The following is a 24,990-nucleotide window of genomic DNA, read 5'->3' as shown; positions in this document are numbered from 1 at the left end:
AAAACCGCGATCCTGTTATCGGAATTGCGGTTTTGGCGCAGGGGCGAGGCTGCTTGCGCGACACCAACACCGGGGTATCATAGTCAAGGGACAGCCATGCAAGATGTGTTGAGCCTGGCGGCGCAAAATCTTCTGTCGCCCATCGTTCTTTTCTTTGTTCTGGGGGTGGGGGCTGCCCTTGCGCGATCGGATCTGACAATCCCCGAGGCGGTCGCCAAGGGCATATCGCTTTATCTGCTGTTTGCCATCGGGTTCAAGGGCGGGGTTGCGGTTTCAAATAACGGGATCGACCTGACCCTTGGTATGACGTTGATGGCCGGTGTCATCCTGTCTTTCGTGTTGCCGTTCATTGCCTTTGCCCTGTTACGCTGGATCTCGCAACTGAGCAGAACAGATGCCGCTGCGGTGGCAGGGCATTATGGCTCGATCTCGATCGTGACGTTTGTCGCGGCAACCTCGGTCCTGCAAAGTTCGGGCATCGTCGCAGAGGGGTACATGGTTGCGGTGGCTGCCGCGATGGAGGCACCTGCCATCTTCTCGGCCCTGTTGCTGGTGTCGTCGGGCGGCAAGGGCCGGCTGGATGGCGCGCTGATCCGTGAAATCCTGCTCAATGGTTCGATTGTCCTGCTGGTCGGCAGTTTCTTTATCGGCTGGATCACCGGTGCCGAGGGCATGGCCAAGATCGAAGCCCTGATTGTTTCGCCCTTCCAGGGAGTTCTTTGCCTGTTCCTGCTGGATATGGGGCTGGTTGCCGGACGTGGCCTTAAACAGGGGCGTGCGGTGTTGCGTCCGGGGCCGCTTGTTTTCGGGATGTTGATGCCGGTGATTGGTTCGTGCCTTGGACTGGCGTTTGCGCTGATTATCGGCCTGTCACTTGGTGGGGCGGTGTTGTTGATGGTGCTGGCCGCCTCGGCAAGTTATATCGCGGTGCCTGCGGCCATGCGTGTTGCCCTGCCAGAGGCCAATCCGTCGGTCTATCTTACGCTGTCGCTTGGCGTGACGTTCCCCTTCAACCTGACGCTTGGCATTCCGCTTTATCTTGCGATGGCCAGCGCCGTTCACGGAGGTTAATCCCATGGAAAAGCATGATGCCAAACGCGTGGCGATCATTATCGAAGCCATTATGGAAAGCCGCCTGCGTCAGGCGCTTGAGGGGGCGGGGGTTACCGGCTTTTCCGTGCTGCCGGTGCTTGGCGGATCGGGTCGGTCAGGCAGCTGGAGCCGCGACGATACCGTGTCGCGCGGCGGCGGCATGGTTCAGGTGATCTGCATTATTCGCCCGGAGAAGCTTGACCGGATGCTTGAGGCCGCGTTCGAGGTGGTGGATCGTCATATCGGCGTTGTCACCATCAGTGACTGTCAGGTGCTGCGCGCGGATCGTTTCTAGGAACGTCAGGGTTTGGTTGTCTGCGAAACAAAGGAGATCGCACATTTAGAACGGTTCAAAAGGTTGGAATGGGGACTATCAACTTGGGCAATTTGGTCCTATTTTGTCGACAGCGTTATGACAGAATAGGGGACTTCGCGAGATGTCAAAGCCAACCGTTGATCGGATGCTTGCCGGGTTCAAGAGCTTTAAGGCGATGTATTATGATCAGCGCCCGGAACGCGTCGAGGACCTGGTCAATATGGGCCAGCGACCGGAAGTTCTTCTGATTGCCTGTTCTGATTCCCGCGTTGATCCCGCCATCCTGACCAATGCCGAACCGGGCGAGATGTTTGTCATCCGTAACGTGGCGAACCTTGTTCCGCCCTATGAGCCCGATGAGAATTACCACGGGACGTCGTCGGCGATCGAATTTGCGGTGCGTGATCTGAAGGTCAGGGACATCGTCATTCTGGGCCATTCGGCGTGCGGTGGCATGGAGGCTCTGGTCGAGCACGGCGAAGCGGGCAAGGTGCCGGACCGCGACTTTATCGGCGAGTGGGTCAGCATTTCGAAATGCTGTCTCGAACATGGCCCGGATGTCGACAAGGTATCGCGTCATTCGATCCGTAACTCGCTGCAAAACCTGATGTCGTTCCCGTTCATCAAGGAACGGGTCGAGGCCGGTGACCTCAAGCTGCATGGCTGGTGGTACGGCATGAAAGAAGGGATCCTGTGGCGCTTTGATGGCGCGCAGGACAAATTTGTTCAGGGCGAAGAATAAGCCCGGTCTGATCAAACCAGTTTTCTGATCGCATGACCGGACATCGCCCATGAAACGTAAAGTGGGAGGGTGGCCGTCATGCGGTTGGAAGAACATCAGATCATGGTGCGCGATACCGCGCGCGAGTTCGCCGAAAATGAACTCAAACCCAATGCCGCAAAATGGGACATCCACCATACCTTCCCGGCCGAGGCGATTGCAGGCCTGGGCGAGCTTGGCTTTCTGGGCATGCTTGTGCCGGATGAATATGGCGGGGCGGGCATGGATCATGTCGCCTATGCGCTGGCACTCGAAGAAATTGCCGCTGGTGACGGGGCGACCTCGACCATCATGTCGGTGCATAACTCTGTTGGCTGCATGCCGATCCTGAAATTCGGGACAGAGGCACAAAAGCAGGAATTTCTCGTGCCGATGGCGCGCGGTGAAAAGATCGGGGCGTTCTGCCTGACCGAACCGCAGGCCGGATCGGATGCCAGTGCGCTGCGCACCCGCGCGGTCCGCGATGGCGATCATTGGATTATCAATGGTGCCAAGCAATTCATCACATCGGGGTCCGAGGGCGATGTCGCCATCGTCTTTGCCGTGACCGACCCGGATGCGGGCAAGCGCGGCATTTCCGCCTTTATCGTACCGACCGATACGCCGGGCTATGTCGTTTCCCGGGTTGAGGAAAAGCTTGGTCAGAATGCCTCGGACACCTGTCAGATCACCTTTGTCGAATGCCGGGTACCGGTCGAGAACATGCTGGGTGAAGAAGGGCAGGGCTACAAGATCGCGCTTGCCAACCTTGAAGGCGGGCGCATCGGCATTGCCGCCCAGTCGGTCGGCATGGCGCGCGCCGCGTTCGAGGCCGCCAAGGATTACGCCAACGAACGCGAAACCTTTGGCAAGAAGATCATCGAACATCAGGCGGTGGCGTTTCGTTTGGCCGATATGGCGACCAAGATCGACGCTGCCCGGTTGCTCGTTCATCGCGCCGCAGAACTTCGCGATGATCACAAGCCCTGCCTGACCGAGGCCTGCATGGCGAAAATGTTTGCGTCTGAAATTGCCGAGGAAGTGTGCTCGGCCGCGATCCAGATTCACGGCGGATACGGCTATCTCAAGGACTTCCCGGTCGAGCGTATTTATCGCGATGTGCGGGTGTGCCAGATCTATGAAGGCACATCTGACATTCAGCGGATGGTGATTGCCCGCGCGTTGGCGGACTAGCAGCAATATCATCCAAGCCAGCCCCCGAGCGGGTTGGATAAGGTGGCATCCGATTTGAAAGGGTGCCAATGATTGAATTGTTTATATCGGCCTTTGGGCTGGGCTTTTTGTTCAATGCTGCACCGGGGGCCATTTTTGTTGAAAGTCTGCGGCGTGGCATGGTTGGGGGATTTCCCCAGGCTTTTGCGGTGCAGATCGGGTCGCTGATTGGTGATTTGATATGGGCGGCCCTTGGGCTTTTGGGGGTGGCGGCCATTTTTACGCTGGCCATTGTTAAGCTGCCCATGGCGATCCTGGGCACGGCGCTTCTTGGTTGGATGGCGCTGCAAAGTTTCAGGGATGGTATGGGCGAAGTGCCAGTATTTTCGGCGGGTGTTTCGCCGGGGCGACAATCGGCATTTGTCGCAGGTGCGGGGCTTTCATTGTCCAATCCGCTGAATATTACCTACTGGGCCGCCCTTGGCGGGACGATTTCAGCCCTTGGCGTTTCTGATCCGGGGGGCGCGGCGTTCTTCGTTTTTCTGGCCGGTTTTATGCTGTCGTCGGTTTTATGGTGCTTTATGTGTGCGGCGGGCATTGGCTGGACGCGACGATATGCATCACCTTTTATTTGGCGTTTTTTGAACCTGACATGCGCCGTTGGTTTGTTGTTTTTTGCCGGTTTGATCCTCTATCGCGTCGTGGCCGTTTAAGGTTTGTCGCGGGTTGAGGGAGGAGGCGGTGAAAACCGTTCCAGATAGCGATCGGCGCGTGGCAAGCCATTGTGCAAGAACTGCGTGGGTTCGCGGAGCCAAAGACCAGCGATTTCGCGGGATTTGGTTTCGGAAATTAACACGTCGTGGGGCAGCTCCGTGATGTCAGCATCCCAACTGGCTCAATGTTGCCGGTAAAGCCCGCGTGCGTGTGAAGTCATAAAGGCGTCATGTCGTCCGTGCCGTAACGCTTGAGAAAGGCATGGGCAAGGATATGGCAGGCGCCGCAGGCAAAGAAGACACGGTCCGGCAAGTTCCAGCGCATCACCGGATCATTCTTGCAGTAGTTCGGTGTTCTTGGCTGGTACATCGCGTTCAATCGTGAAGACCGGGACATGCCAAAAAAAACACCCCGAACCGCGAGAATATCGGGTCCGGGGTTTCTGGATAGATCAGGTGGTTTCAGGTTGCTGCTGTATGGCGTGCTTAGAATTGGTATTGCAGGCCGACCATGAACTCATGTGCCCGCAGGTCAAACCGGGGAGCCTCCAACTTGGTCTTCGTCGCTCCACTAATATATGTGTCGCCACCGCGAGCTTCGCCCATGTCAAGGAAGCGATAGGACAGGTCGAGCGTCCAATGGTCGGAAATCGCGTACCCGACACCCGCACCAATCTGCCAGGCCAAATCATTATGCGTGTCGCCGATGATGAAGCTATTGTTTGCAAAAAACATTTTTTCCGTCTTGTTCCGTGCCCAGCCGATCCCACCTTGCACGTAGGGAGAAAACGCCCCGCTACCAATGCCAGCCAGGCTAAGCGGATCGACGTAAACGTTCATCATTGTCGTCCAGTTGGATGTTTCTAAAGCACCGTCATTCATCATGTTGACTGGTTTGTCCGCGATGCCATCCGGGTCACGATAGTCATCTGCTGCGGACAGGCGGGCACCATGCGATACTGTTATGTCGGTACGCAGATAGTCCGTGAGCTTGAGCCCTGCACCGATCTGGTAGCGGGTCCCTTTATGGCTCGTCATTTCGAACGAGGCGGTTCCAGCCGAATCGAAAAAACGGACTTTATCATTAATTGTGCTCGAATACCCCAGATCAGCCCGCAGGTAGGGGGTCAGTAGCCATTCTTCGGCTTGTGCCGGAACGGAAACGGCGGTCATGACAAGGGCAGCAAAAAGGGCGATCAGACTTGACCGCTGAAAACGCTGGGGTAACTCTGACGTTGGCAAAAACGAAATCATTGGTGTGCGATCCTCAACCAAGGGTTATATTGTTAAGGTTCAACACTCCCTAATATAGAAGGATCCCGCAATTAAAATCTTTAACTGCATGAGTTTTTCAGTATTTGAGATTGACCTCTATCGCCCCGGTAAAAGATCGTGTTTTTCCAAAAGTCGGCGGAATTGGTGGTAATTTAGGTCAAGCGCCTTGGCGGCTTCGGTCTGGTTGTTGGCGTTGGTGCGCAGGGCCTTTTCAAGCAGTTTGGTTTCGAAATCGGCGACCTGTGACTTGAAGTCGATGCCTGTGTCAGGTTCTGGCGTTTCAATGGTGGCTTTTGGCGCAGGTGTCGGTGTGTCTCGGTCGGTTTCGGACCAGATGTCCTCAAACGGATCGATGGTGATGTGGGCCAGCGGGGTTTCGTCGTCTTCGGACAGGTAAATGCTGCGTTCGACCGCGTTGCGCAGTTCGCGGATATTACCAGGCCAGGGATGGCGGAGCAGTTGTTCGGCGGCATTGCGTGAGAAGCCCGGAAAGACGCTGCGTCCCAGGCGTTTGGTCATCTCAAGCGCGAACTGTTCGGCGAGCAAGAGGATATCGTCAGACCGTTGGCGCAGTGGCGGCACGGCGATGACGTCAAAGGCGAGGCGATCAAGCAAATCGGCGCGGAACTTGTTGGTTTTGGCCAGTTCACGCAGATTTTCATTTGTCACACCAATGACGCGGGTATCGACCTCGATCACTTCGGAGCCACCAACGCGTTCGATCTCGCCATACTCCACCACACGCAGAAGCTTTTCCTGTACCACCGGGCTGGCGGTGGCGATTTCGTCCAGGATGATGGTGCCACCATGGGCGCGTTCAAACCGCCCGACATGGCGTTTGGTTGCCCCGGTAAACGCGCCGGCCTCGTGACCGAAAAGCTCGGTATCAAGAAGGGTCTCGGACAGGGCGGCGCAATTGACCTTGACCAGTGGCCCACCCCAGCGGCGCGACAGATAATGCAGGCGCGCCGCAATCAGTTCCTTGCCCGAGCCGCGTTCGCCAATCACCAGACACGGGCGTTCAATCGGCGCCAAGCGTGAGACGTGCTCGAGCGCGGCCAGAAAAACGGGGTCTTCGCCCAATATCGGTTGCAAGCTATCCATTTCGCGAAAAACGTTATCGAAAAACGTCATTATTGTCGCGATAAAAGTTAAATAAAAAGTCTGATGATTGGTTAAGTTATTGATTTTAGGGAATTTCAAAACTGGCACGGTTCTTGAGATAGAGAGTGCAGAATTTTGTGCGTCCCCCGATTAATTAAGGAGATCAGACAATGGGCGTGTTTTCGCGTTTGTCCGATATCGTAAATGCCAACATCAACTCGCTTCTGGATCGTGCCGAAGATCCGGAGAAAATGGTGCGGTTGATGATCCAGGAAATGGAAGACACCCTGGTTGAGGTGCGTTCCGCTGCCGTCAAGGCGATTGCCGACAAGAAGGAAGTCGAGCGCAAGCTCAAGAAACTTCATGACGGTCAGGTCGAATGGGACACCAAGGCAGAGTTTGCTGTTTCCAAGGGCCGTGATGATCTGGCCAAGGGCGCACTGATGGCGCGCCGTCGTCTGGCCGATCAGAGCCTTGTGCTTGAGCGTGAACTGGAAGTGATTGAGGAAACCCTTGGCAAGTATGACGAGGACCTCAATAAGCTTCAGAACAAGCTGAACGAAGCCAAGGCGAAACAGCGGACGGTTGAAATCCGCATGCAGACGGCTGAAAAGCGTGTCAAAATGAAAGAAAAGCTGCATTCCGGTCAGATCGACGAAGCGCTTCTGCGTTATGAGCAGATGGAACGCCGGATTGACGAACTTGAAGCAAGTGCGGACTCCTGGGATCTTGGTCGCGGACAGAGCCTTGAGGAACAGTTCGAAGACCTTGAGGCCGAGCTCGGGATCGAGGATGATCTTAAGGAACTGAAAGCACGCGTGAAAAGCGACGCGAAAAAAGACAAATAAGTAACGGGTTTTCGTGTTTCGACGTGTGAACCTGCTTGAAAGAACGAGATGTCGAATATGTGGGCGATTGCCGTACCTCTTATCGTTTTGATCACCGTTGTTGGCCCGGTTTGGGTGGTGTTTCATTACATCACGGTTTGGAAACGCATGAAGGCCGAGCAACGCCCGCAAAGCCCGGAACAGACAGCCCGCGAAAAGGAAGCGGTGGCGGGTCTGAAACAACGGGCAAAGCGACTCGAAACGCGTGTCGAAACACTTGAACGCCTGTTAGATGCCGAGGTTGCCGAATGGAGGAACAGGATATGACTGCTCAGCAAGCTACTGCCGGAGACGGTTTTGGGCGCAGTCACAAAAGACGCTCGCGCTGTGGATGTGGCTCACGGCACAACCCGGACGGTTCCAGGCGTCATGGTGTGATCGGCCGTACCACGCGCGGCATTTCAGAAGCCTTTGGCATTCCGCGCAAAGGGGTGCTGATTGCTTTCATTCTGGTTCTGATCTTCAGCTTCCCGGTCGGCGTGATGTTGTTTGGTCTGGCATGGGCCTATGTGCATCATCCGCACTGGTTTGATGCTCTGCGCGGCAAAGTACGCGGTGCCGGTCAAAGCACATCGGCCGGACGTGCCGCCCGCCAGAACAACAGCACGGCGGATGCCGCAAACGAGCGCCCGACAGTTGGTGTTGATTATGAAGAAAGCTGGATGGAAGACCTGCGCGAGCAGTTTGACGATCTGGAACGGCGCACCGGTTCGATGGAAGGCTTTGTCGCATCTGGCGATTACCGTATGGCATCCGAATTCAAAAAGATGAAAGAGGATGACGAAGCCGGTAAGGCCGATAAAGACACCAAGCCGGACGATACCAAAACGGATGGGCCGAAGGCCTAAGCACGAGCACAGCATTTTGACGAGATTGACGACGGTTTTAACAGCTACCCCAAATCCCCCCTCGCGTTAGCACGGGTCTTGACCCGAAGAACCGTCGTCAAACATCAAACCGGACTTCTTAGGAGGTCCGGTTTTTCTTTTTGTTTGCAGTTCCTTGCGGCAAAACCCCCAAATAGCGTTTATCACTATACCTAATTTAAAGGTTTTTCCGGCAAAGTCGGAAAAATTGTCCATATAGTGCGCTATAGGGCAGGCAGCTTTTGGGGAGCACCATATGACGACCATGATCGAGCATCCCGGCGAACAGGATTTTCTGCATCGTTTGATGCTTGATAACCCGTGGTGGGACGGCGTTACCGATGATCAGGTGCAAGGCCTGCCGCAGCGGGCGTTTTTCAAGCGGTTCTGGGCGGCGATTGAAAAGAATGACGGCCAAAAGGCGGTTGTTCTGACGGGCCCGCGCGGGGTGGGCAAGACCGTGATGATGCGCCAGGCCGTGGCGGAGCTTTTGAATGCCGACACGCCCAGACGCCATGTTTGCTATATCTCGCTTGAACATCCGCTGTTTCTTGAGGTTGATCTGCCGCGTTTGCCGAAGCTGCTGCGCTCCATGCGCGGTATTTCGGCCGATCATCCGCTTTGGCTGTTTATCGATGAGGTTTCCTATCAGCGCGACTGGGAGGCCAGCCTGATCAAGTTGCTGGCGGCCGATCCGATGTTACGCGTGGTGGCGGTCAGCGCCCTGGCGCCAGCCGGGGATAATGCGGAATATATCCAGAGCCTGTTTTTACCGCCTTTCAGCTTTGCCGAATATCTTGAGCAAAAGGGCATCGCGGCCAGTGATGTCTTGCCCGAAACGCCCAATGTCGGGCGTTATACCGCCGATGTGCCGGACGGGTTGGTGGCACTCAACGACCTGTTTGAGGACTATATCAATGAAGGCGGTTTTCATGCCGCCAATGGCGAGGCCGGGGCCATTCACCGGTCATTGCATTCCGATTTGCCGGGCCTGCATGGCATTTCAAGCCCGTCGGATTTGCATCGGTTGTTTGCGCTTCTGGCCTATAATACCGGTTCGGAATTTTCGATCGAGGGGCTGGCGCGCGAGCTTGATATCGCCAAGAACACGCTTCGGCGGTATCTTGAATATCTTGAAAGTGCCTGGCTGGTGCGCCGTCTTGAACGTGTCGATCAGGATGCCAAACCGTTTCAGCGCGCGGTGGCGTTTAAGGTGCACCTTATTCATCCGGGGCTTCGCACCGGTTTGATTGGTGTTCGGGCATCTGATAGTGCCACCATCACACGGTTGGCGGAAACCGCGATCCAGACCCAGTTCCTGACATCAAGTGTCGGGATGGAAAGCCTGTATTATGCGCGCTGGGGGCAATATGAGGTGCCGTTTGTGTTCCTTGATCGTCGGTCGGGCACGCCGCTTTTTGCCTATCACTGCCTGTGGCGTGATGAAGCGATCCGCAAGCCCAAGGAAATCCGCGCCCTGGTTAATTTCCGGGGCAGTCATGCCCTGCCGCTTGGGGCGTTTGTTTTGACCAAGGCGCAATGGCATGGCGGGAAGCTTGGCGGGGTGCCGATGCGCTTTGAGCCGGCAAGTGTGCTGGCCCTTCGCATCGGGCTTGAATTTTCGCAGCTTTGATGTGTGGCGCGCGGGGAAGGAGGTCTTTGATGACTGGGTTCTTACGGTTTTGCCTCTGCTTTTTTGCCGGGATGGTGTTGCCGACGATTGCGTTTGCGCAGGCACAGGTTGCCTGCCCCGCCGATCCGCACTGGAGTAACACCACACCGCCAATCAATGTCGAGCATGTCTTTTGCGGCGAGGTCGATGGCAATCGGGCCAAGGGTTTCCATTCCCGCCCGGATGGCATTAATCCGGCCAGTGTCGCGGATGTAAAGATCACGCAAGAACCCAATGCCAGTGGCGTTTACGGCGCGACCATCACACTGGTGAACCCCGATGGAGCCAACCCGTCCAAGTTTTCGACCATGTACCCCGACAGCTGTAGTCAGGCGGAGGTGGAGAAATCCATTATTCATGCCTATGACCATCAGGTGGCCTGCCCGACCGGCGCGCCGCACTGGGCATCCTGCGGGTTCAACCGACCTGAAGGCGGGTCGAGTAATGGGTATTGCGTTGGTCCATCGGAGGATGTGCGTTTTTACATCGCCTTTGCCACACTCAGTCACGGGGCGCATGCGGGCAATATCAACACGGCCTTTCCGTTGTATTGATCAGGGGTGGCAAGCGGCAGGCGATGAGAGTTTTTTATAATGACAGCCGATGATTTCCCGCTGCCCGACTGGCCGGGTAAGGTGGCCGATGATCCGGGGCATGACCGGATCGCGGCTTGTCTTGTGATGGATATCGGGCGCGCGGACCAATGGGCGGCTGAGGTGCTTTTGCAGGTTGGTAAGGTGCGCCAAGGTCTTGAAGGCTCTTGGGAAATGGCGATGAATGCCTACATCTTGAATGTCGGACCCGAAACAACCGACATCGCGCCGGTTTATGACGAAGCGGGTGAAAGCCCGGTGACGGTCCGCACCAATGACCTTGAGGCGGCGCTGCGGGCCTGGATATCAAAGCTCTCGGAAAGTCCGGATTAACCGGGCGGAAAGCAATTTGCCCGAAGCTGGGCGTGGTTGGACAGGATGAGTAAAGCGATTTGAACCCGGCATTCTGGCGTATTCCCGCATGTGCGATGGCGATATTGGCGGTGGCATTTGTCATGTCCGCGAGCCATCCCGCATGGGCGCAAAGCGCAAGCACCAAGGACGCGCCGTCTGATCCGCTGGAAAAATTCCTGCATCAATATGTTGAGCATGCCGGACTTCCTGGCGCCGTGGTGGCAATTGGTTATGGCGAGGGCAATGTGCGCTATGCCGCCACGGGCTATGCCAGTGTCCGGCCCGAAACCGGCATGACGCGGGATCGGCAGTTTTATATCGGATCGCTGACCAAGATGATGACGGCGGTTGTGACCCTGCAACTGGCATCGGAAAAGCGAATTGATCTGGCCGATCCGATTGGCAAATACCTGCCCGAAGCTTTTCGCGATCGCATTGCCAATGCCGATCGTGCGACCATTCGTGATTTGCTGCGCAACAGTTCGGGCATTCCCGATTACCTTGATGGCAAGTTCTTTTTTGAACTGGTCGGACGCGACCCGCAGCATGGCTGGCGCAATGTCGAACTGTTGCCGCTGATTGCCGATCGGGAGGCATACTTTGCGCCGGGCACAAACTATGCGCCGTCCAACAGCAATTTCATCCTGCTTGGCGTCATGATCGAGGCGGTCGAGGGTGACCATATCGAGGCAGTGTTCAATCGGCGGATTTTCGAACCGGCCGAGATGATCAACACATCCTTTGGCCGGTTTCCAAGGCCTGCATCACTGGCCCGGGGCTTTGATGATGCCAATGGCGACGGGCAGCTTGAAGACGTCACCGATTATGATGTCGGCGATCAACTGGCCGATGGCGGGGTGATTTCAACGACGGAAGATTTGGTCAAGTTCGCCCGTGCGCTTTTTGTTGAGGGGGTGCTGCTGGGACCGAACGCGATTGAGCGGGCAACAACGGATACCGTTTTTGCCGGTGGCGGGTCTTATGGCTATGGGCTTATGATCGGTTCAAGCGACTGGGGCCCGGTCTGGGGCCATGACGGCATCTATTTCGGCTATTCCGCCGAGTTTTCCTGGTTCCCGGAACAGGACACGGTGGTGGTGTTTCTGGCCAATGGCCGGGCGCTGAATGAAGTGCCATCAGTTACCAGCATGCTGATGACCGGTTTGTTCGGCAAGCCGGAATAGGTTTATCTCCCTGTTTTATCGATGTTTTTCTATCAAGCTTGTGCAGATATGCATAAGGCAACGGCGCATCTATGCATGCAGGTCATAACTGATAGGATTATAATAGTTAGAATTCTAACGAATTTTTCTGTTATGATCCGGGCATGGAAAATATTGATCAAAACACCCCTTATCTGACCCTTGGCAGTGCCCTGATGCGCGTGGCGCGTTGTTGGCAGCGCGAGGTCAATCGCACCCTTCAGGCGCATGGGCTTTCGCAGACCATGGTCATGCCGCTGATCGTTTTGCATCGCCATGGAGGTGCGGTACGCCAAGGCTTGATCGCTGAGGAAATCGGTGTCGAGGGCCCGTCACTGGTCCGCGTCATTGATCAGCTTGAACGAGACGGTTTGGTTACCCGTGTCTCTGATCCCAGTGATCGCCGGGCCAAGATGGTTGCCCTGACCGATGCGGGCCGTGAAAAGGCCGTCGAGATAGAAGCTTTGCTGGGCAATTTGCGCGGAGAACTGACCGCAAATGTTTCTGAAGAGCATCTGAACATCACCCTTGATGTCATGCGCGAGTTGCTGACCCAACTGGATGCGCGTGACCGGTCACAATAGGCAGGAGGACCCGGCATGTTACAAAACATCCTGTCTTTCCGGCCAAAGCCAGCCGACTGGATTTTCTCGGTCAAGACGTTCGCTGCCTCGATGCTGGCACTTTATATCGCCATGGCGTTCGATCTTGATCGCCCGGTCTGGTCGATGGCGACGGTTTATATTGTTGCCCATCCACTTTCCGGGGTTCTGGCATCCAAGGCGGTTTATCGTGTTTTGGGTACCCTGCTTGGTGCGGTGGTCGCGGTCATCCTGATCCCCAATCTGGTTAATGCGCCGGTGGTGCTGAGCGCTGTTTTGGCGCTTTGGGTTGGGGTGTGCCTGTTCTTTGCCCGCCTTGACCGCACCCCGCGCAGTTATGTCCTGATGCTAGCCGGTTACACGGTGGCGCTGATCGGCTTTCCGAGTGTGACCGACCCGATGTCGATATTCCCGACGGCGATTGCGCGGTTTCAGGAAATCACCCTTGGTATTCTGTGCGCGGCGTTGGTAGGCCACATCATCCTGCCGCGCCATCTCGGTCCGGTTATTGCCGCGCAGATTGATGGCTGGATGGGCGATGTTGCCAAACTGGTGACCGAAAGTTTTGATGCTGATATGGACCCCGATCAGCTTGACCGCGACCGGGCGCGGATTGCGAGCGACCTTGGCGAGCTGCGCGGCATGGCGTTGCATCTGGGCTATGAGAAATCCCGCTTTGCCGGGCAAACCCGGGAATTGCAGGCCTTGCAAAGTGCCATGGCGGCCCTGTTGCCGGTTTGCTTTGCGGTGCATGATCGCCTGACGGCCCTTAAGGCGGCCGATGTGAGGGTGCCAGAAGAACTGCGTCGTCTGTGCGATGACATTATCAAGCATGTCAATCAAGAGAACCATGATCCAGCTTTGGTCGCTGATTTGCATCACCGCGTGACAGCGTTCCGCGATCAAATCCGCCAGGCAGATGACTGGGGCGGGCTTTTGATGATCAATCTGTGTGACCGGTTGCACCGGTTGTTGGATTTCCATCATGATTGCCGCGTTTTGTGGGACGGTATTCGTGCGGGCAAAGCCCCGTCTGACCTGCTTGGCCGCTGGTACGGAGCAGCAGGTGCCGAGGGCATGGACCGCGATGCCAATGGGGCCGTGCGCAGCGGTATTGCCGCAATGGTGGCGGTCATTGCAGTTTGTGCCTTTTGGATCGCCACTGGCTGGAATGCTGGTGGGACGGCTGCGATGATGGCGGCGGTTGGCAGTTCGATCATGTCGTTTCTTGATAATCCTGTTCCGGCGCTTAAAGGCTTTATGCGCTACACCACGATCGCGGTTGGCGGGGTTGTTTTTTACAATCTGATGATCCTGCCGGGTATTGATGGCTTTCCGCTGTTGGTTCTGTCGTTCGCGCCTTACTGCATTGTACTTGGTGTGTTCATGACATCGCAGGTGACCTATGGGTTCGGACTGGCGATGGTGGTCAACCTTGTCATGATCCTGAACCTTGATACGACCTTTAGCAGCGATATCGAGAGCATTCTGGGCGGTGGCGTCGCATCCCTGATCGGCTTTGCCGCGGCGGTTGTTGCCACTGCCCTGATCCGGGTCGTGCCGGCAGACCAGTCGATCATGCGTCTGGTTCGCGCCAACTGGCGTGACATCGCAGCGGTTGCACGTGGATCGTTCGCGCATGGGCGTTTGATCCTTGTGCGACGGTTGCTGGATCGGCAGGGATTGATCCTGCCGAGGTTGGCAATGGCACCGCAGCGTCGCGACACCCTGATTCGGGTGATGCCGGAAGTCTCCATTGCCTCTGCACTTTATGACCTGCGCATGACGACTTTGTTTGCCAACAAGCCGGTCTCAGATCGCATCAAGGTGCTGTTGCGGTCGATTGCGCGCCATTTCGAGGCACGCCTGACCGATCCGGACCGGTTGCCCGATCCATGGATTGTCGAAGAGGTCGACAACCTTCTTCGCATGGCGGTCAGTGATTTGGCAGCGGCAGAGCGCGAACGGCTTGTTTTGCCTTTGGTTGCCTTGCGTCGCACGCTTTCAAAAACAGGTGCCCCACGCCTGCGCAAACATTCCGGCGGCGGCATGTTGCCCGCCCAGCCGACGATCATGGGAGAAACAGCATGATCAATCCGACACTCAATCTATACGGCCTGTATGTTCCGACCGTTCTGGCTTTGGCCATTGCTGCATGGGGGTGCCTGAAGGTCACCCGATTTGGTCTGGCGCAGATCGGTTTTTACAAAATCACCGTTCATCCGGCGCTGACTGATCTTGCGCTTTATGTGCTGATCCTGACCGGGCTTTCGGCCGTCTTTCTGAAATAGGTACTGTTATGAAAAACACTCTTTTGAAAAGCCTGCGCATCGGGTTTACGGCATTGCTGGTGCTAATTACCTGTGTTGGCGGATGGCATCTGTATGATTATTACATGAACGAACCCTGGACCCGGGATGGCCGCGTGAGTGCCGATGTGATTTCAATCGCGCCTGATATTGGCGGACTAGTCTCAGAGGTGATGGTGAAGGATAACCAGCCGGTCAAGGCAGGTGACGTTCTGTTTGCCATTGATCCGGCGCGCTATCAGGTGGCAGTCGATCAGGCGCAGGCCAAACTTGAAAATGCGATTGCCGCGCGCGATCAGGCCAAACGCGAAGTTTCACGCTATAGCGAGCTTGATCGCGATGTTGTCAGTGATCAGAAAAAGGAACAGGTAAAAACCGGCCTTGCGACTGCGCAGGCCGATGTTGATCTGGCGCGTGCGGACTTGTCGCTTGCGCAATTGAACCTTGCGCGTACCCGGGTTGTTGCGCCGGTGGATGGGGTTGTTACCAACTTCTCGCTCAGGCGCGGGGCGTATGTTGGGGCGGGCAGCCCGATAGCAGCGCTTGTCGATAGCAGCTCGTTCTATGTCGCTGGCTATTTTGAAGAAAACAAATTGCCGCGCATTGCGATTGGCGATCGGGTCAACGTGATGCTGATGGGCGAAGACCAGCCTTTGCATGGCCATGTCGTCAGCATCGCAAGCGGCATTCAGGATAGCGAGCGTTCCGGCAGCTCCGCCGGACTGGCACAGGTCAAACCGACCTTTAGCTGGGTAAGACTGGCGCAGCGCGTTCCGGTCCGGGTCGAACTTGAAGACGTGCCTGAGAATGTGCGCCTTGTTGCCGGGCGCAGTGCAATCGTGACAGTCGAGGATGAAAATGCGCAAAGTAGTTTTGCCGGGCTGAGCCCGAAGCTATTGTTCTAGGAGAAGAACGCGACATCGTCATGCCGCACCGCAAAAAGTGGCTTGCAGTGAAAAGCGAGTTTGGGTAATTTTCGTAAAAATAAATATCAAATATTGTACGAATATTATCAAACGGGAGATTCCTGATGGCTGCTGCCCCACGTCCGCGCCGTTCTGTTTTGTATATGCCGGGTTCCAATGCCCGCGCCCTTGAAAAGGGCAGAAACCTTCCGGCCGACGGGCTTATTCTGGATCTTGAGGATGCGGTGGCCCCCGATGCCAAGGATGCCGCGCGGGGTCAGATTGTGAGCGCGCTTTCCGAGGGCGGCTATGGCAAACGCGAAATTCAGATCAGGACCAATGGCCTGAACACGCCGTGGGGGTATGCAGATATTGTCGCGGCCTCCAAAACATCCGCCGATGCCATTCTGCTGCCCAAGGTCGAAAGTGCCGATACCGTGCGACAGGTCGCCAATATCATGGAGGCCGAAGGCGCGCATGCAGGCATGACCATCTGGTGCATGATGGAAACGCCGCTTGCGATGCTAAATGCCAAGGAAATTGCCGGGGCCCATCCGCGTATGGGCGGGTTTGTCATGGGGACGTCCGATCTTGCCAAGGATCTGAACTGTGCGCATACGCCGGATCGGCTGCCGATGGTGACCAGCCTTGGTCTTTGCCTGTTGGCGGCGCGCGCCTATGGGCTTGCGATCCTTGATGGTGTGCATCTTGATCTGTCTGACGATGCCGGATTTGCCGCATCCTGCAAGCAGGGGCGCGAGTTTGGCTTTGACGGCAAGACGCTTATTCATCCCAAAACCATTGCAGCGGCCAACGAAGCCTTTGCCCCGGCAGAGGCCGAGATCGAATGGGCGCGGAAAATCATTGCTGCGCACGAAGAAGCCAGTGCGGCGGGCAAGGGTGTGGTCGTGGTCGATGGCAAGCTGATTGAAAATCTGCATGTGGTGTCGGCCAAGAAGCTGGTCGCGATGGCAGATTTGATCGCGGAAATGGATGCCGCCTGATGGCAGCATCAGCATCAGACAAAACGGGTCGCGCCGAGTAACGAAAATGGCTGCAAGCAAGACAGCCAAACTGGCGCGCACCGGTATTTTACAGAAAATCCGGCCTTTCAGGGAGGCAATCGAATGTCAAAGACAAACCCGGGCAATTATTTTGAGGATTTCCAGATTGGACAGGAAATCCGCCATGCCACCCCGCGCACAATCACAAGCGGGGATGTTGCGCTTTATACCGGGCTTTATGGCCCGCGCTTTGCCGTGCAGTCGTCTGACGAGTTTGCCCAAAGCATCGGCTATAAGGCCGCGCCCGTCGATGACCTGTTGGCGTTTCACATGGTGTTTGGCAAGACGGTGCCCGATGTGTCGCTGAATGCGGTGGCCAATCTGGGCTATGCCGGGGGCGTGTTTGGTGTTCCGGTCTATCCCGGCGATACGGTCAGTTCGGTTTCGACCGTGACCGGGATCAAGGAAAACTCCAACGGCAAGACCGGTGTGGTGTATGTCAATTCCGTCGGGCGCAATCAGCGCGGCGAGATGGTGCTTGATTACAATCGCTGGGTCATGGTGCGCAAACGTGATGAAAGTGCCCCGGCCCCGGAAACGGTCCTGCCGGAATTGCCCGGCGTTGTCGCGCCCGAGGCGTTTCAGATCCCGGTCGGGCTTGATGTATCGGGCTATTCGACCGAGCTTTCCGGATCACCGCATCGCTGGGATGACTATTATGTCGGCGAGAAGATCGATCATGTCGATGGCATGACCCTGGAAGAAGCCGAACATCAGATCGCAACAAGGCTTTATCAAAACACCGCCAAGGTTCATTTCGATCAGGTCGCGGCCAATGGCGGGCGATTTGGCAAGCGGTTGATTTATGGCGGGCATATCATTTCACTGTGCCGCGCCCTTTCATTCAATGGCCTTGGCAATGCGTTCCGGATTGCCGCGATCAATGCCGGGGCGCACGCCAATCCGGCCTTTGCCGGGGATACGATCTTTGCCTGGTCGGAAGTTCTGGGCAAATTTGAAGTGCCCGGTCGTCGTGACCTTGGCGCGCTTCGTTTGCGTCTTGTGGCGGTGCGCGACCGTCAGGCCATTGACTTCCCGCTTAAGGACGCGGATGGCAAATATCAGTCTGATGTGTTGCTTGATTTCGACTACACGGTGCTGATACCGCGCTGACTCGTCATAAATCCTGGGGCGGCTTAACTTTTCGTTTGGCCGCGCCAGGGTAATTTCGCCGCGCGCCTGGGCCCGGTCTTGATCGGGTGAGGGCGCATTCATATGTGTTTGCAATAAATAAGACCCGATCCGCTGGCAGTTGCCTTGCGTAAGAAGGTCTAATTGTGCGATTGCTAAAAGCACGTTACGCCGTAAGTGAATGACCCGTGTCTTTCAATATGCCCTTCCCGCAGGGTGTTTACGGTGTCTGAGAGGTCAACCTACGTAGTTTAACGGAGGCAGTTGAGGCGTTTTGTCACTGATTTCTTTGGTTTACAAAGGGGTTCAGATTGACTCAAACCCGCTGCATGGGTAAATAAACCCTGCTTTCCCGCCAGCTACTTTGAGAAGAGGCAATTCCGCTATGAGCAAAGCCAATCGGCCGCTGTCTCCGCACTTGCAGGTGTACCGGCTTCCGATGACGGCAAAGATGTCCATCTCCTTCCGCGTGATGGGTGTCGGCCTTGCCATTGGTTTCGTATTTTTGGCGTCCTGGCTGATTGGTGCCGGCGCTGGTCGTGAAGCCTTTAACGGCTATCACGGATTTTTCACCTCGTGGTTTGGTCTGCTGCTGCTGTTCGGTTGGACGGCGGCGTTTTATTACCACGCCTGCAACGGGATCCGTCACCTTGTCTGGGATACCGGTCGCGGCCTGACGAATGAGGGTGCTGCCAAAGGCAACCCGATCGTCCTTGGCGCGGCAGTCGTGCTGACCATTCTCACCTGGATCATCGGTCTGGCCTAAGGCCGGGCAAGAGGGGACAACTTGTCATGAAGATGCAATCCGATCTGGGCCGTGTCCGCGGTCTCGGTTCTGCCAAAAGTGGCTCTTCGCACTGGTGGACCCAGCGCGTTACGGCTGCTGCAAACCTTCCGCTCGGCATCTGGTTCATTGTTTCTATACTTGCCGGGCACACGGCGAATTACGATGCCGTTCACGCTTGGTTGAGCTCGTATTTCCATTCAACCATGATGATCCTGATGATCGTCAGTGTTGCCGTGCATTTCACGCACGGTCTGCAGGTTGTGATCGAAGATTATGTGCATAACCGTAAAGCAGAAGTGATCTCGCTGATGCTGATCAAGGCGGTCGCAGCGTTCTTGTCTGTGGCGGCCATCGTATCAGTCCTGCGTATCGTTTTTGCCGGAGCCTGAGCCAATGAGTGAATCTTATAAAATTATCGACCATAACTACGACGTCGTTGTTATGGGTGCGGGTGGCGCGGGTTTGCGCGCGACACTGGGTACGGTTGAAGCCGGCCTTAAAACCGCATGTATCACCAAGGTCTTCCCGACCCGTTCGCACACCGTTGCTGCCCAGGGTGGTATCGGTGCATCGCTTGGCAACATGTCCGAGGATCACTGGCAGTGGCATATGTATGACACCGTCAAGGGTTCGGACTGGCTCGGTGATCAGGACGCGATCGAATATATGTGCCGTAACGCCGTTCCGGCGGTTCATGAACTTGAACATTACGGCATGCCGTTCTCGCGGACCGAAGATGGCAAAATCTATCAGCGTCCGTTCGGTGGCCACACCCGTGACCACGGCAAGGCGCCTGTTGAACGTGCATGTGCCGCAGCTGACCGTACCGGTCACGCCATGCTGCACACGCTCTATCAGCAGTGCCTGAAGCACAAAGCAGAATTCTTTGTCGAATATATCGCCCTTGATCTGATCATGGACGAAGACGGTTCGTGCAAAGGTCTGGTGGCCTGGGATCTCGATACCGGTGAGCTGCATCGCTTCAACGCCAAGATGGTCATTCTGGCCTCTGGCGGTTATGGCCGTGCGTTCTTTAGCTGCACCTCGGCGCACACTTGCACCGGTGACGGTCATGGCATGGTGGCCCGTGCGGGTCTTGGCCTGCAGGATATGGAATTTGTTCAGTTCCACCCGACCGGCATTTACGGTTCAGGCTGCCTGATTACCGAGGGTGCCCGTGGTGAAGGTGGCTATCTGACCAACTCCGAAGGCGAGCGTTTCATGGAACGTTATGCGCCGACCGTTAAGGACCTTGCATCGCGTGACGTTGTGTCGCGTGGTATGGCACAGGAAATCCGTGATGGTCGTGGTGTTGGCGAGCACGGCGAATACATCCACCTGCATCTTGAACATCTTGGTTCCGAAGTGCTGTGGGAACGTCTGCCGGGTATTACCGAAACCGCAAAAATCTTTGCCGGTGTTGATGCGACCAAGGAACCGATCCCGGTCCTGCCGACGGTCCATTACAACATGGGCGGTATCCCGACCAACTATAAGGGCGAGGTTCTGCGCCCGACCGCCAAAGACCCGAACGCGATTGTTCCGGGCCTGATGGCGGCTGGTGAAGCAGCCTGCGTTTCGGTTCACGGTGCAAACCGTCTGGGTACGAACTCGCTGCTCGACCTTGTTGTGTTTGGCCGTGCATGCGGCATGCATGCCGCCGAAGTGGTCGATTCCAAGGCATCCTTCAAGGAGCTTAAAACCACCGATGGCGACGAGGCGATTGCACGCTTTGACCGTCTGCGCTGGGCAAAAGGTTCGCGTCCGACGGCTGATATCCGTTTGGAAATGCAGCGCGTCATGCAGGGTAACTGCGGCGTGTTCCGGACCTCGGAAATCCTTAAGGAAGGCAAGGACAAGCTTTCTGAAACCGCCAAGACGCTTCCCGACGTCGGTGTTTCGGACCGCTCCCTCATCTGGAACTCGGACCTGGTCGAGACTCTCGAGCTTGAGAACCTGATGACCTGTGCCGCTGCAACCATGAATTCGGCAGAAGCGCGTCATGAATCGCGTGGTGCACATGCCCACGAAGATTTCCCGAAGCGTGATGACGAAACCTGGATGAAGCACACGATTGCGACGGTCGACACCGAGAAGGGCTATGGCGTTGATCTGACCTATCGTCCGGTCAACAACTTCACCCTGACCGATGAAGTGTCGTATATCGAGCCGAAAGAGCGCGTCTATTAAGGCGCGGCAAGAGAGGATTTGAGAGATGGTAGAATTCAATCTTCCCGCCAATTCGGTCGTCAAAGAGGGCAAAACGTTCTCTGCGCCGGCTGACGCGAAGAATGTCCGTGCGTTCAAGATTTACCGTTTTGATCCGGACAGTGGCGACAACCCGCGTACCGACACCTATGACATCGACCTCGACAAATGCGGGCCGATGGTTTTGGACGCGCTGATCAAGATCAAGAACGAGATCGACGCGACCCTGACCTTCCGCCGTTCTTGCCGTGAAGGCATTTGCGGTTCGTGCGCGATGAACATCGATGGCCGTAACACGCTTGCGTGTCTCAAGCCGATCGAAGACATCAAGGGCGAGGTCAAGATCTATCCGCTGCCGCATATGCCGGTGGTCAAGGATCTGGTGCCGGATCTGTCCCAGCCTTATGCGCAGCTCGCCTCGATCGAGCCGTGGCTTAAGGCCGACAGCCCGACCCCGCCGGATGGCGAACGTCTGCAGTCGCGTGAAGAGCGTGCCAAGCTTGATGGTCTGTGGGAATGCATTCTGTGCTTCTCGTGTTCGACCGCGTGCCCGTCTTATTGGTGGAACTCCGACCGTTACCTCGGCCCGGCTGTTCTGCTGCAGGCATATCGCTGGTTGGCAGATTCGCGTGACGAATATACCGGTGAACGTCTCGATGCACTCGAAGATCCGTTCCGCCTGTATCGTTGCCACACGATCATGAACTGCACCAATACCTGCCCGAAAGGCCTGAACCCGGCGCTTGCGATCACCGAAATCAAAAAGATGATCGCAGAACGCCGCGCGTAAAGCCGCAGGCTTGTTGCCCTGATATTGGCGTTTAACGCCAGCTTGTTAAAGCCGCCGAGGATTGACTATCCCGGCGGCTTTTTCGTTTCGTCGCATGATGTTAACCCCACAATTACCCAAATGCGCTATGATGGCGTCTGGCTTTCTGCACCAGTATGGGAATGACAACCTTGATTGACCGCCACCCGTTTCATTTCAGATCAACGCGTTTCGTAATGGTTGCCGGCATGATGCTTGGCCTTGCCGCCTGCGGGGAAACTGCCCCGAAGTGGGAAGCACAGGATATGTTTGCCGCCCCGACCGAGCAAAAGGTTGATGACCGTTATCGGGCGATGATTGATTTCAAGGCCATGGCGCGCGATGCGGCGGGCAAGGAATATGCCGCTGGTCCGAACGCCACGGTGATTGGCGCGGTCGAGGAAGCGGTTGCCATGTGCCAACAGGCCAATGCACAAGGTTGCAAGGCGGTGCGGGTCGGGCTGACCTGGGTGGATGGGCTTGATCAAAGTGCCATTGAAAGCGTGATCACATCTTACCGCGATACCATGACGGCCGAGGCCTATCAGGCGGCAGGGCAGGGCAATATGGGGGCGGCCAACTGGCTGGCCTATCATTATGCGGTGCGCGGCGAAAACCTGCAGGAGGCCGAACGCCTGTCAAAGCAAGCCTTGCAGGTGGCTCCGGATGATCCCGGTGCGCTCGATACCTACGGGTTGATCCTGTATCGACAAGGCCGCTATCAGGAAGCCGAAGAAGTCTTTATCCGTGCCAACAAGGCAATGCCAACGGCCGAGCATATTGCGCATTTCGCCGATAATGCGCTGGCGATGGGCAAGACTGAAATGGCACGGGCAGCCTATCAGCGCGCATTGGAGGCGGGGGCTGGTCCGGTTCTGTCGCAGACCATTCAGAAGCGCTTGTTGGCATTGGACCTGAATGGCGGGGCGGCGGCCCCGGCGCAGTAAGAAGTATCTGTATTAGAAATAGAAAAAGGCCGGGAGTTCCCGGCCTTTGTTATTTCGTGACTTTGCTGCGTTACGCCCAATCCAGCGTGATGACCTCGCCGTCGACCAGTGGCAGGTCGACCTCATTGAGGTTCTTGCCGGGACCGCTGCGATCCACGATCAAAAAGTCGCTGTCTTCTTCAAGAACGAGCAACGGGTGATGCCAGACGTTTTTGGCGTAGGTAACACCCTGGGTGCCATCAGAAAGAAACGCACGCAAGTCTTCGGGCTTGGGTGTGTCCGAGCCCGACGCGACGACAATCAGGAACTTCTGACCCGCAAGCGGGATGAAGGCCTGCGAGCCTAGCGGGTGGCGTTCCATCATCTTGATTTCAATCGGCTTGGGCCGGGGTGTGCCGCGAAAGATGCTGATGATCGGGGCACCGCCTTCGTCACTGACATCAACGCGCGAGATATCATGAAACCGGGTCGTGGTGCCCTGATTGATCTTGTAGGTATCGCGTGCGGTGGCGGTTGAGATGACCTCGCCGAAAGGGGAAAATGCCTCGGCCGTCAGATGTTCGATGGGAAGCTGCATCAATCGGCCCCGTTACTTCGTCGGTTTGCCGAGAATGCGCAGACGGCTGATGCCGCCATCGGGGATCGAGTTGACGCGAAGATGGGTGACCGGACCATTGACGGTCAGTGCGGAAGCATCAAATTCGTGGATGTGATCCGCCTGCATTTTGCTTTCGGGCAGGATGGTCGACCAGAACATCGAACGTGCGCGCAGTGATTTGTCCTTTTCACCATCGACAAACGCGCCCTGAATGGAGACGCGGTCGGGATAGTTGCCCTTGAAGTGGCAGGTGTCGACGATGATTTTTTCAATCTCGCCGGGATTACCCAACTCGACAATCAGCCACTCATTGCCCGGTTCACGACGGCGACGGGTTTCCCAGCCATCGCCCATATTGACCCCACGACCGGGGGCTAGAATGGCGTTCGGATTGCCGTAATGCGCATCCGACCAGCCAACAACAACGCCGCCATTGATCATCGCGGCCAGATCGACCTGTTCGCCCTTGGCGGCCATTTCCGTCCAGTCGCGGTTCGGGCGACCATAAACGCGCAGGCGTGCAACACCACCATCCGGATAAATGTGCAGGCGCACATGGGTATAGATCGCCTCGGACGTGACGTCGGCATAGTGATGCGCACTGGCACCAAGGCCTAGTGGGGCAACGATTTCATGCCATTTGGTGTCGTCAGTCGGATCGCCACCGGGGCAATAGCAGCCTTCAAGTGATGCGGCTGGCGGGAAGTTGCCGGTGAAGTGGCTGGTATCGATATCAACACCGTAAATGCGGCCCGATGTCGCCAGACGGACGACACAGTAATCATGGCCTTCGACCCGTTTGCGGCGGCTTTCCCAGCCATCCATCCATTTGCCGTGGTCGTCATAGCGGTCAGGATAAAACACCGCGTCGGCGGTTTGCAGCATGCGCTGCTTGTCGGCGAAGAAATCATCGGTCGCAAAGATTGCCTCTGCACCCAGACGTTCGTCGGCCAGATTGACAAAGCGCCGTGCAAATTCCGGTGCGTCGGTGTTTTCCTGATGGCTCATGGTCTTTTTATCCTGAAATAGTCGTTTATTATCTGGCGGTCACAGGTGTTTGCTGCTTCTGGTGCTGTGGTGAAACCCTACAGTGCTTCGAGCCGCAATTTGGCAATGCGGTGAACCTGTGCAATCGCCTCATTGAATTCGGTTTCCGGGTCGTTTTTCACGCGCCGCTCGAACGCTTCGAGGATATCGGTGCGATGGAAACCCTTGACCGCAAAGATGAACGGAAAGCCGAACTTCTGTTTATAGAGATCATTAAGTTCGGTAAAGCGGGCAAGTTCACCCGGTGTGCATTGATCAAGCCCGGCACCCTTTTGTTCGCTTTGTGATGACTCGGTTAGATCGGCCAGCGCAAGCTTGCCCGCAAGATCCGGGTGGGCGCGCAGAAGTGACAGTTTGTCGTCATCAACCGCGCCATTGACGATGGCCGCCATGGCATCGGCAAGCGCCGCAGGATTATCGAGGTTTTTGGCGATGCCGCGTTCATAAAGCTGATGGGCAACCCACGGTGAATGTTCGTAAACCCAGCCATAAAGCGACACGAACGCGCTTTGCGCAAGTGTGCTGGGCGGGCGGGTTTCAAACAGGGATTGGGTGGTTTCTGTCATTGGGACCTTGT

Annotated in this window: 29 protein-coding genes; 23 read left to right on the top strand and 6 right to left on the bottom strand. The window is 56.3% G+C overall.

The features are described 5' to 3' along the window. Window positions 1-96 precede the first annotated feature (96 nt). The 5 genes from FHI25_RS04345 to FHI25_RS04325 all read left to right on the top strand — a co-directional run bounded on the left by FHI25_RS04345 (window position 97) and on the right by FHI25_RS04325 (window position 4,054). Window positions 97-1,071: a sodium-dependent bicarbonate transport family permease gene (locus tag FHI25_RS04345; RefSeq protein WP_210515406.1), complete on the top strand. Its 975-nt coding sequence runs from the start codon at window positions 97-99 to the stop codon at window positions 1,069-1,071. 4 nt (window positions 1,072-1,075) lie between these two features. Then, window positions 1,076-1,387, top strand: coding sequence for a hypothetical protein (locus FHI25_RS04340; protein WP_007088811.1), 312 nt, complete (start codon window positions 1,076-1,078; stop codon window positions 1,385-1,387). A 142-nt stretch (window positions 1,388-1,529) separates the two neighbouring features. Then, entirely contained in the window at window positions 1,530-2,150 is a 621-nt protein-coding gene (locus FHI25_RS04335; RefSeq protein ID WP_210515404.1) for a carbonic anhydrase, read from the top strand. 78 nt (window positions 2,151-2,228) lie between these two features. Next, window positions 2,229-3,362: an acyl-CoA dehydrogenase gene (locus FHI25_RS04330; RefSeq protein ID WP_210515401.1), complete on the top strand. Its 1,134-nt coding sequence runs from the start codon at window positions 2,229-2,231 to the stop codon at window positions 3,360-3,362. Between the two features lie 68 nt (window positions 3,363-3,430). Then, complete coding sequence (locus FHI25_RS04325) at window positions 3,431-4,054, top strand: LysE family transporter (RefSeq protein WP_210515399.1); 624 nt, start codon at window positions 3,431-3,433, stop codon at window positions 4,052-4,054. Window positions 4,055-4,271: 217 nt separating this feature from the next. Here the strand turns inward: FHI25_RS04325 and FHI25_RS20560 are convergent, their stop codons facing one another. From FHI25_RS20560 to pspF, 3 genes are all read right to left on the bottom strand, one after another. Continuing rightward, on the bottom strand, window positions 4,272-4,424 hold the full coding sequence (locus tag FHI25_RS20560; protein WP_246878893.1) for a hypothetical protein: 153 nt from the start codon (window positions 4,422-4,424) through the stop codon (window positions 4,272-4,274). Between the two features lie 116 nt (window positions 4,425-4,540). Beyond that, window positions 4,541-5,308: an outer membrane beta-barrel protein gene (locus FHI25_RS04315; protein WP_210515397.1), complete on the bottom strand. Its 768-nt coding sequence runs from the start codon at window positions 5,306-5,308 to the stop codon at window positions 4,541-4,543. A 117-nt stretch (window positions 5,309-5,425) separates the two neighbouring features. Then, window positions 5,426-6,433 carry a phage shock protein operon transcriptional activator gene (gene pspF / locus FHI25_RS04310; protein ID WP_210515394.1) on the bottom strand — a complete coding sequence of 336 codons (1,008 nt, stop codon included), beginning with the start codon at window positions 6,431-6,433 and terminating at the stop codon, window positions 5,426-5,428. A gap of 170 nt (window positions 6,434-6,603) precedes the next feature. On the opposite strand from pspF, the gene pspA reads away from it, so the two are divergent. From pspA to FHI25_RS04220, 18 genes are all read left to right on the top strand, one after another. Then, window positions 6,604-7,281, top strand: a complete 678-nt coding sequence (pspA, locus tag FHI25_RS04305; protein WP_008888471.1) for a phage shock protein PspA — start codon at window positions 6,604-6,606, stop codon at window positions 7,279-7,281. 48 nt (window positions 7,282-7,329) lie between these two features. Beyond that, window positions 7,330-7,587, top strand: coding sequence for an envelope stress response membrane protein PspB (gene pspB, locus FHI25_RS04300; protein ID WP_232308297.1), 258 nt, complete (start codon window positions 7,330-7,332; stop codon window positions 7,585-7,587). Window positions 7,588-7,694: 107 nt separating this feature from the next. After that, window positions 7,695-8,168, top strand: a complete 474-nt coding sequence (locus FHI25_RS04295; RefSeq protein ID WP_210515391.1) for a hypothetical protein — start codon at window positions 7,695-7,697, stop codon at window positions 8,166-8,168. Window positions 8,169-8,442: 274 nt separating this feature from the next. After that, window positions 8,443-9,819, top strand: a complete 1,377-nt coding sequence (locus FHI25_RS04290; protein ID WP_210515388.1) for an AAA family ATPase — start codon at window positions 8,443-8,445, stop codon at window positions 9,817-9,819. Window positions 9,820-9,848: 29 nt separating this feature from the next. Further along, window positions 9,849-10,412, top strand: coding sequence for an EndoU domain-containing protein (locus tag FHI25_RS04285; protein ID WP_210515386.1), 564 nt, complete (start codon window positions 9,849-9,851; stop codon window positions 10,410-10,412). 39 nt (window positions 10,413-10,451) lie between these two features. Continuing rightward, window positions 10,452-10,784, top strand: coding sequence for a hypothetical protein (locus FHI25_RS04280; protein WP_210515384.1), 333 nt, complete (start codon window positions 10,452-10,454; stop codon window positions 10,782-10,784). A 122-nt stretch (window positions 10,785-10,906) separates the two neighbouring features. Continuing rightward, window positions 10,907-11,989, top strand: a complete 1,083-nt coding sequence (locus tag FHI25_RS04275) for a serine hydrolase domain-containing protein (RefSeq protein WP_246878891.1) — start codon at window positions 10,907-10,909, stop codon at window positions 11,987-11,989. A 143-nt stretch (window positions 11,990-12,132) separates the two neighbouring features. After that, the gene (locus FHI25_RS04270) at window positions 12,133-12,591 is read left to right on the top strand and encodes a MarR family transcriptional regulator (RefSeq protein WP_008888462.1); all 459 of its coding nucleotides are present in this window, start codon (window positions 12,133-12,135) and stop codon (window positions 12,589-12,591) included. Between the two features lie 15 nt (window positions 12,592-12,606). Further along, the gene (locus FHI25_RS04265; protein ID WP_210515382.1) at window positions 12,607-14,700 is read left to right on the top strand and encodes an FUSC family protein; all 2,094 of its coding nucleotides are present in this window, start codon (window positions 12,607-12,609) and stop codon (window positions 14,698-14,700) included. Next, window positions 14,697-14,900: a DUF1656 domain-containing protein gene (locus FHI25_RS04260; RefSeq protein WP_210515380.1), complete on the top strand. Its 204-nt coding sequence runs from the start codon at window positions 14,697-14,699 to the stop codon at window positions 14,898-14,900. The genes FHI25_RS04265 and FHI25_RS04260 overlap by 4 nt, the downstream gene beginning before the upstream one ends. An 8-nt stretch (window positions 14,901-14,908) precedes the next feature. Then, window positions 14,909-15,823: an HlyD family secretion protein gene (locus FHI25_RS04255; RefSeq protein ID WP_210515378.1), complete on the top strand. Its 915-nt coding sequence runs from the start codon at window positions 14,909-14,911 to the stop codon at window positions 15,821-15,823. A 125-nt stretch (window positions 15,824-15,948) separates the two neighbouring features. Further along, a complete protein-coding gene (locus FHI25_RS04250; protein WP_210515375.1) occupies window positions 15,949-16,827 on the top strand; it encodes a CoA ester lyase in 879 nt (292 codons plus the stop codon). A 123-nt stretch (window positions 16,828-16,950) separates the two neighbouring features. After that, the gene (locus tag FHI25_RS04245) at window positions 16,951-18,000 is read left to right on the top strand and encodes a MaoC family dehydratase (protein WP_210515373.1); all 1,050 of its coding nucleotides are present in this window, start codon (window positions 16,951-16,953) and stop codon (window positions 17,998-18,000) included. Window positions 18,001-18,403: 403 nt separating this feature from the next. Continuing rightward, complete coding sequence (gene sdhC / locus FHI25_RS04240; RefSeq protein ID WP_008888453.1) at window positions 18,404-18,784, top strand: succinate dehydrogenase, cytochrome b556 subunit; 381 nt, start codon at window positions 18,404-18,406, stop codon at window positions 18,782-18,784. Window positions 18,785-18,810: 26 nt separating this feature from the next. Further along, a complete protein-coding gene (gene sdhD / locus FHI25_RS04235; RefSeq protein WP_008888452.1) occupies window positions 18,811-19,194 on the top strand; it encodes a succinate dehydrogenase, hydrophobic membrane anchor protein in 384 nt (127 codons plus the stop codon). Window positions 19,195-19,198: 4 nt separating this feature from the next. Further along, the gene (gene sdhA / locus FHI25_RS04230; RefSeq protein ID WP_063086733.1) at window positions 19,199-20,995 is read left to right on the top strand and encodes a succinate dehydrogenase flavoprotein subunit; all 1,797 of its coding nucleotides are present in this window, start codon (window positions 19,199-19,201) and stop codon (window positions 20,993-20,995) included. Between the two features lie 25 nt (window positions 20,996-21,020). Beyond that, window positions 21,021-21,803: a succinate dehydrogenase iron-sulfur subunit gene (locus FHI25_RS04225; RefSeq protein WP_008888450.1), complete on the top strand. Its 783-nt coding sequence runs from the start codon at window positions 21,021-21,023 to the stop codon at window positions 21,801-21,803. Between the two features lie 161 nt (window positions 21,804-21,964). Next, on the top strand, window positions 21,965-22,768 hold the full coding sequence (locus tag FHI25_RS04220; protein WP_246878890.1) for a tetratricopeptide repeat protein: 804 nt from the start codon (window positions 21,965-21,967) through the stop codon (window positions 22,766-22,768). A 70-nt stretch (window positions 22,769-22,838) separates the two neighbouring features. Here the strand turns inward: FHI25_RS04220 and FHI25_RS04215 are convergent, their stop codons facing one another. From FHI25_RS04215 to uraD, 3 genes are all read right to left on the bottom strand, one after another. Continuing rightward, window positions 22,839-23,348 carry an ureidoglycolate lyase gene (locus FHI25_RS04215; RefSeq protein ID WP_349237962.1) on the bottom strand — a complete coding sequence of 170 codons (510 nt, stop codon included), beginning with the start codon at window positions 23,346-23,348 and terminating at the stop codon, window positions 22,839-22,841. 9 nt (window positions 23,349-23,357) lie between these two features. Then, entirely contained in the window at window positions 23,358-24,374 is a 1,017-nt protein-coding gene (gene alc, locus FHI25_RS04210) for an allantoicase (protein WP_210515368.1), read from the bottom strand. Between the two features lie 77 nt (window positions 24,375-24,451). Further along, on the bottom strand, window positions 24,452-24,979 hold the full coding sequence (gene uraD, locus FHI25_RS04205) for a 2-oxo-4-hydroxy-4-carboxy-5-ureidoimidazoline decarboxylase (RefSeq protein ID WP_210515365.1): 528 nt from the start codon (window positions 24,977-24,979) through the stop codon (window positions 24,452-24,454). Window positions 24,980-24,990 lie beyond the last annotated feature (11 nt).

Origin of the sequence: Thalassospira sp. ER-Se-21-Dark (genome assembly GCF_017922435.1) — a bacterium.
Lineage (GTDB): Bacteria > Pseudomonadota > Alphaproteobacteria > Rhodospirillales > Thalassospiraceae > Thalassospira.
Note: the sequence above shows the minus strand (reverse complement) of the source record. Positions and strands in the feature narration are given on the sequence as shown.

Coding starts and splice junctions, on each gene's coding strand:
- sdhD (WP_008888452.1), top strand. CDS start 18,811: ATGAAGATGCAATCCGATCTGGGCCGTGTCCGCGGTCTCGGTTCTGCC.
- FHI25_RS04260 (WP_210515380.1), top strand. CDS start 14,697: ATGATCAATCCGACACTCAATCTATACGGCCTGTATGTTCCGACCGTT.
- FHI25_RS04250 (WP_210515375.1), top strand. CDS start 15,949: ATGGCTGCTGCCCCACGTCCGCGCCGTTCTGTTTTGTATATGCCGGGT.
- FHI25_RS04285 (WP_210515386.1), top strand. CDS start 9,849: ATGACTGGGTTCTTACGGTTTTGCCTCTGCTTTTTTGCCGGGATGGTG.
- FHI25_RS04265 (WP_210515382.1), top strand. CDS start 12,607: ATGTTACAAAACATCCTGTCTTTCCGGCCAAAGCCAGCCGACTGGATT.
- FHI25_RS04290 (WP_210515388.1), top strand. CDS start 8,443: ATGACGACCATGATCGAGCATCCCGGCGAACAGGATTTTCTGCATCGT.
- FHI25_RS04335 (WP_210515404.1), top strand. CDS start 1,530: ATGTCAAAGCCAACCGTTGATCGGATGCTTGCCGGGTTCAAGAGCTTT.
- FHI25_RS04345 (WP_210515406.1), top strand. CDS start 97: ATGCAAGATGTGTTGAGCCTGGCGGCGCAAAATCTTCTGTCGCCCATC.
- alc (WP_210515368.1), bottom strand. CDS start 24,374: ATGAGCCATCAGGAAAACACCGACGCACCGGAATTTGCACGGCGCTTT.
- FHI25_RS20560 (WP_246878893.1), bottom strand. CDS start 4,424: ATGTACCAGCCAAGAACACCGAACTACTGCAAGAATGATCCGGTGATG.
- FHI25_RS04270 (WP_008888462.1), top strand. CDS start 12,133: ATGGAAAATATTGATCAAAACACCCCTTATCTGACCCTTGGCAGTGCC.
- FHI25_RS04275 (WP_246878891.1), top strand. CDS start 10,907: ATGTCCGCGAGCCATCCCGCATGGGCGCAAAGCGCAAGCACCAAGGAC.
- FHI25_RS04330 (WP_210515401.1), top strand. CDS start 2,229: ATGCGGTTGGAAGAACATCAGATCATGGTGCGCGATACCGCGCGCGAG.
- FHI25_RS04280 (WP_210515384.1), top strand. CDS start 10,452: ATGACAGCCGATGATTTCCCGCTGCCCGACTGGCCGGGTAAGGTGGCC.
- FHI25_RS04225 (WP_008888450.1), top strand. CDS start 21,021: ATGGTAGAATTCAATCTTCCCGCCAATTCGGTCGTCAAAGAGGGCAAA.
- FHI25_RS04340 (WP_007088811.1), top strand. CDS start 1,076: ATGGAAAAGCATGATGCCAAACGCGTGGCGATCATTATCGAAGCCATT.
- sdhA (WP_063086733.1), top strand. CDS start 19,199: ATGAGTGAATCTTATAAAATTATCGACCATAACTACGACGTCGTTGTT.
- pspF (WP_210515394.1), bottom strand. CDS start 6,433: ATGGATAGCTTGCAACCGATATTGGGCGAAGACCCCGTTTTTCTGGCC.
- pspA (WP_008888471.1), top strand. CDS start 6,604: ATGGGCGTGTTTTCGCGTTTGTCCGATATCGTAAATGCCAACATCAAC.
- FHI25_RS04255 (WP_210515378.1), top strand. CDS start 14,909: ATGAAAAACACTCTTTTGAAAAGCCTGCGCATCGGGTTTACGGCATTG.
- uraD (WP_210515365.1), bottom strand. CDS start 24,979: ATGACAGAAACCACCCAATCCCTGTTTGAAACCCGCCCGCCCAGCACA.
- FHI25_RS04245 (WP_210515373.1), top strand. CDS start 16,951: ATGTCAAAGACAAACCCGGGCAATTATTTTGAGGATTTCCAGATTGGA.
- FHI25_RS04315 (WP_210515397.1), bottom strand. CDS start 5,308: ATGATTTCGTTTTTGCCAACGTCAGAGTTACCCCAGCGTTTTCAGCGG.
- sdhC (WP_008888453.1), top strand. CDS start 18,404: ATGAGCAAAGCCAATCGGCCGCTGTCTCCGCACTTGCAGGTGTACCGG.
- FHI25_RS04220 (WP_246878890.1), top strand. CDS start 21,965: ATGACAACCTTGATTGACCGCCACCCGTTTCATTTCAGATCAACGCGT.
- FHI25_RS04325 (WP_210515399.1), top strand. CDS start 3,431: ATGATTGAATTGTTTATATCGGCCTTTGGGCTGGGCTTTTTGTTCAAT.
- pspB (WP_232308297.1), top strand. CDS start 7,330: ATGTCGAATATGTGGGCGATTGCCGTACCTCTTATCGTTTTGATCACC.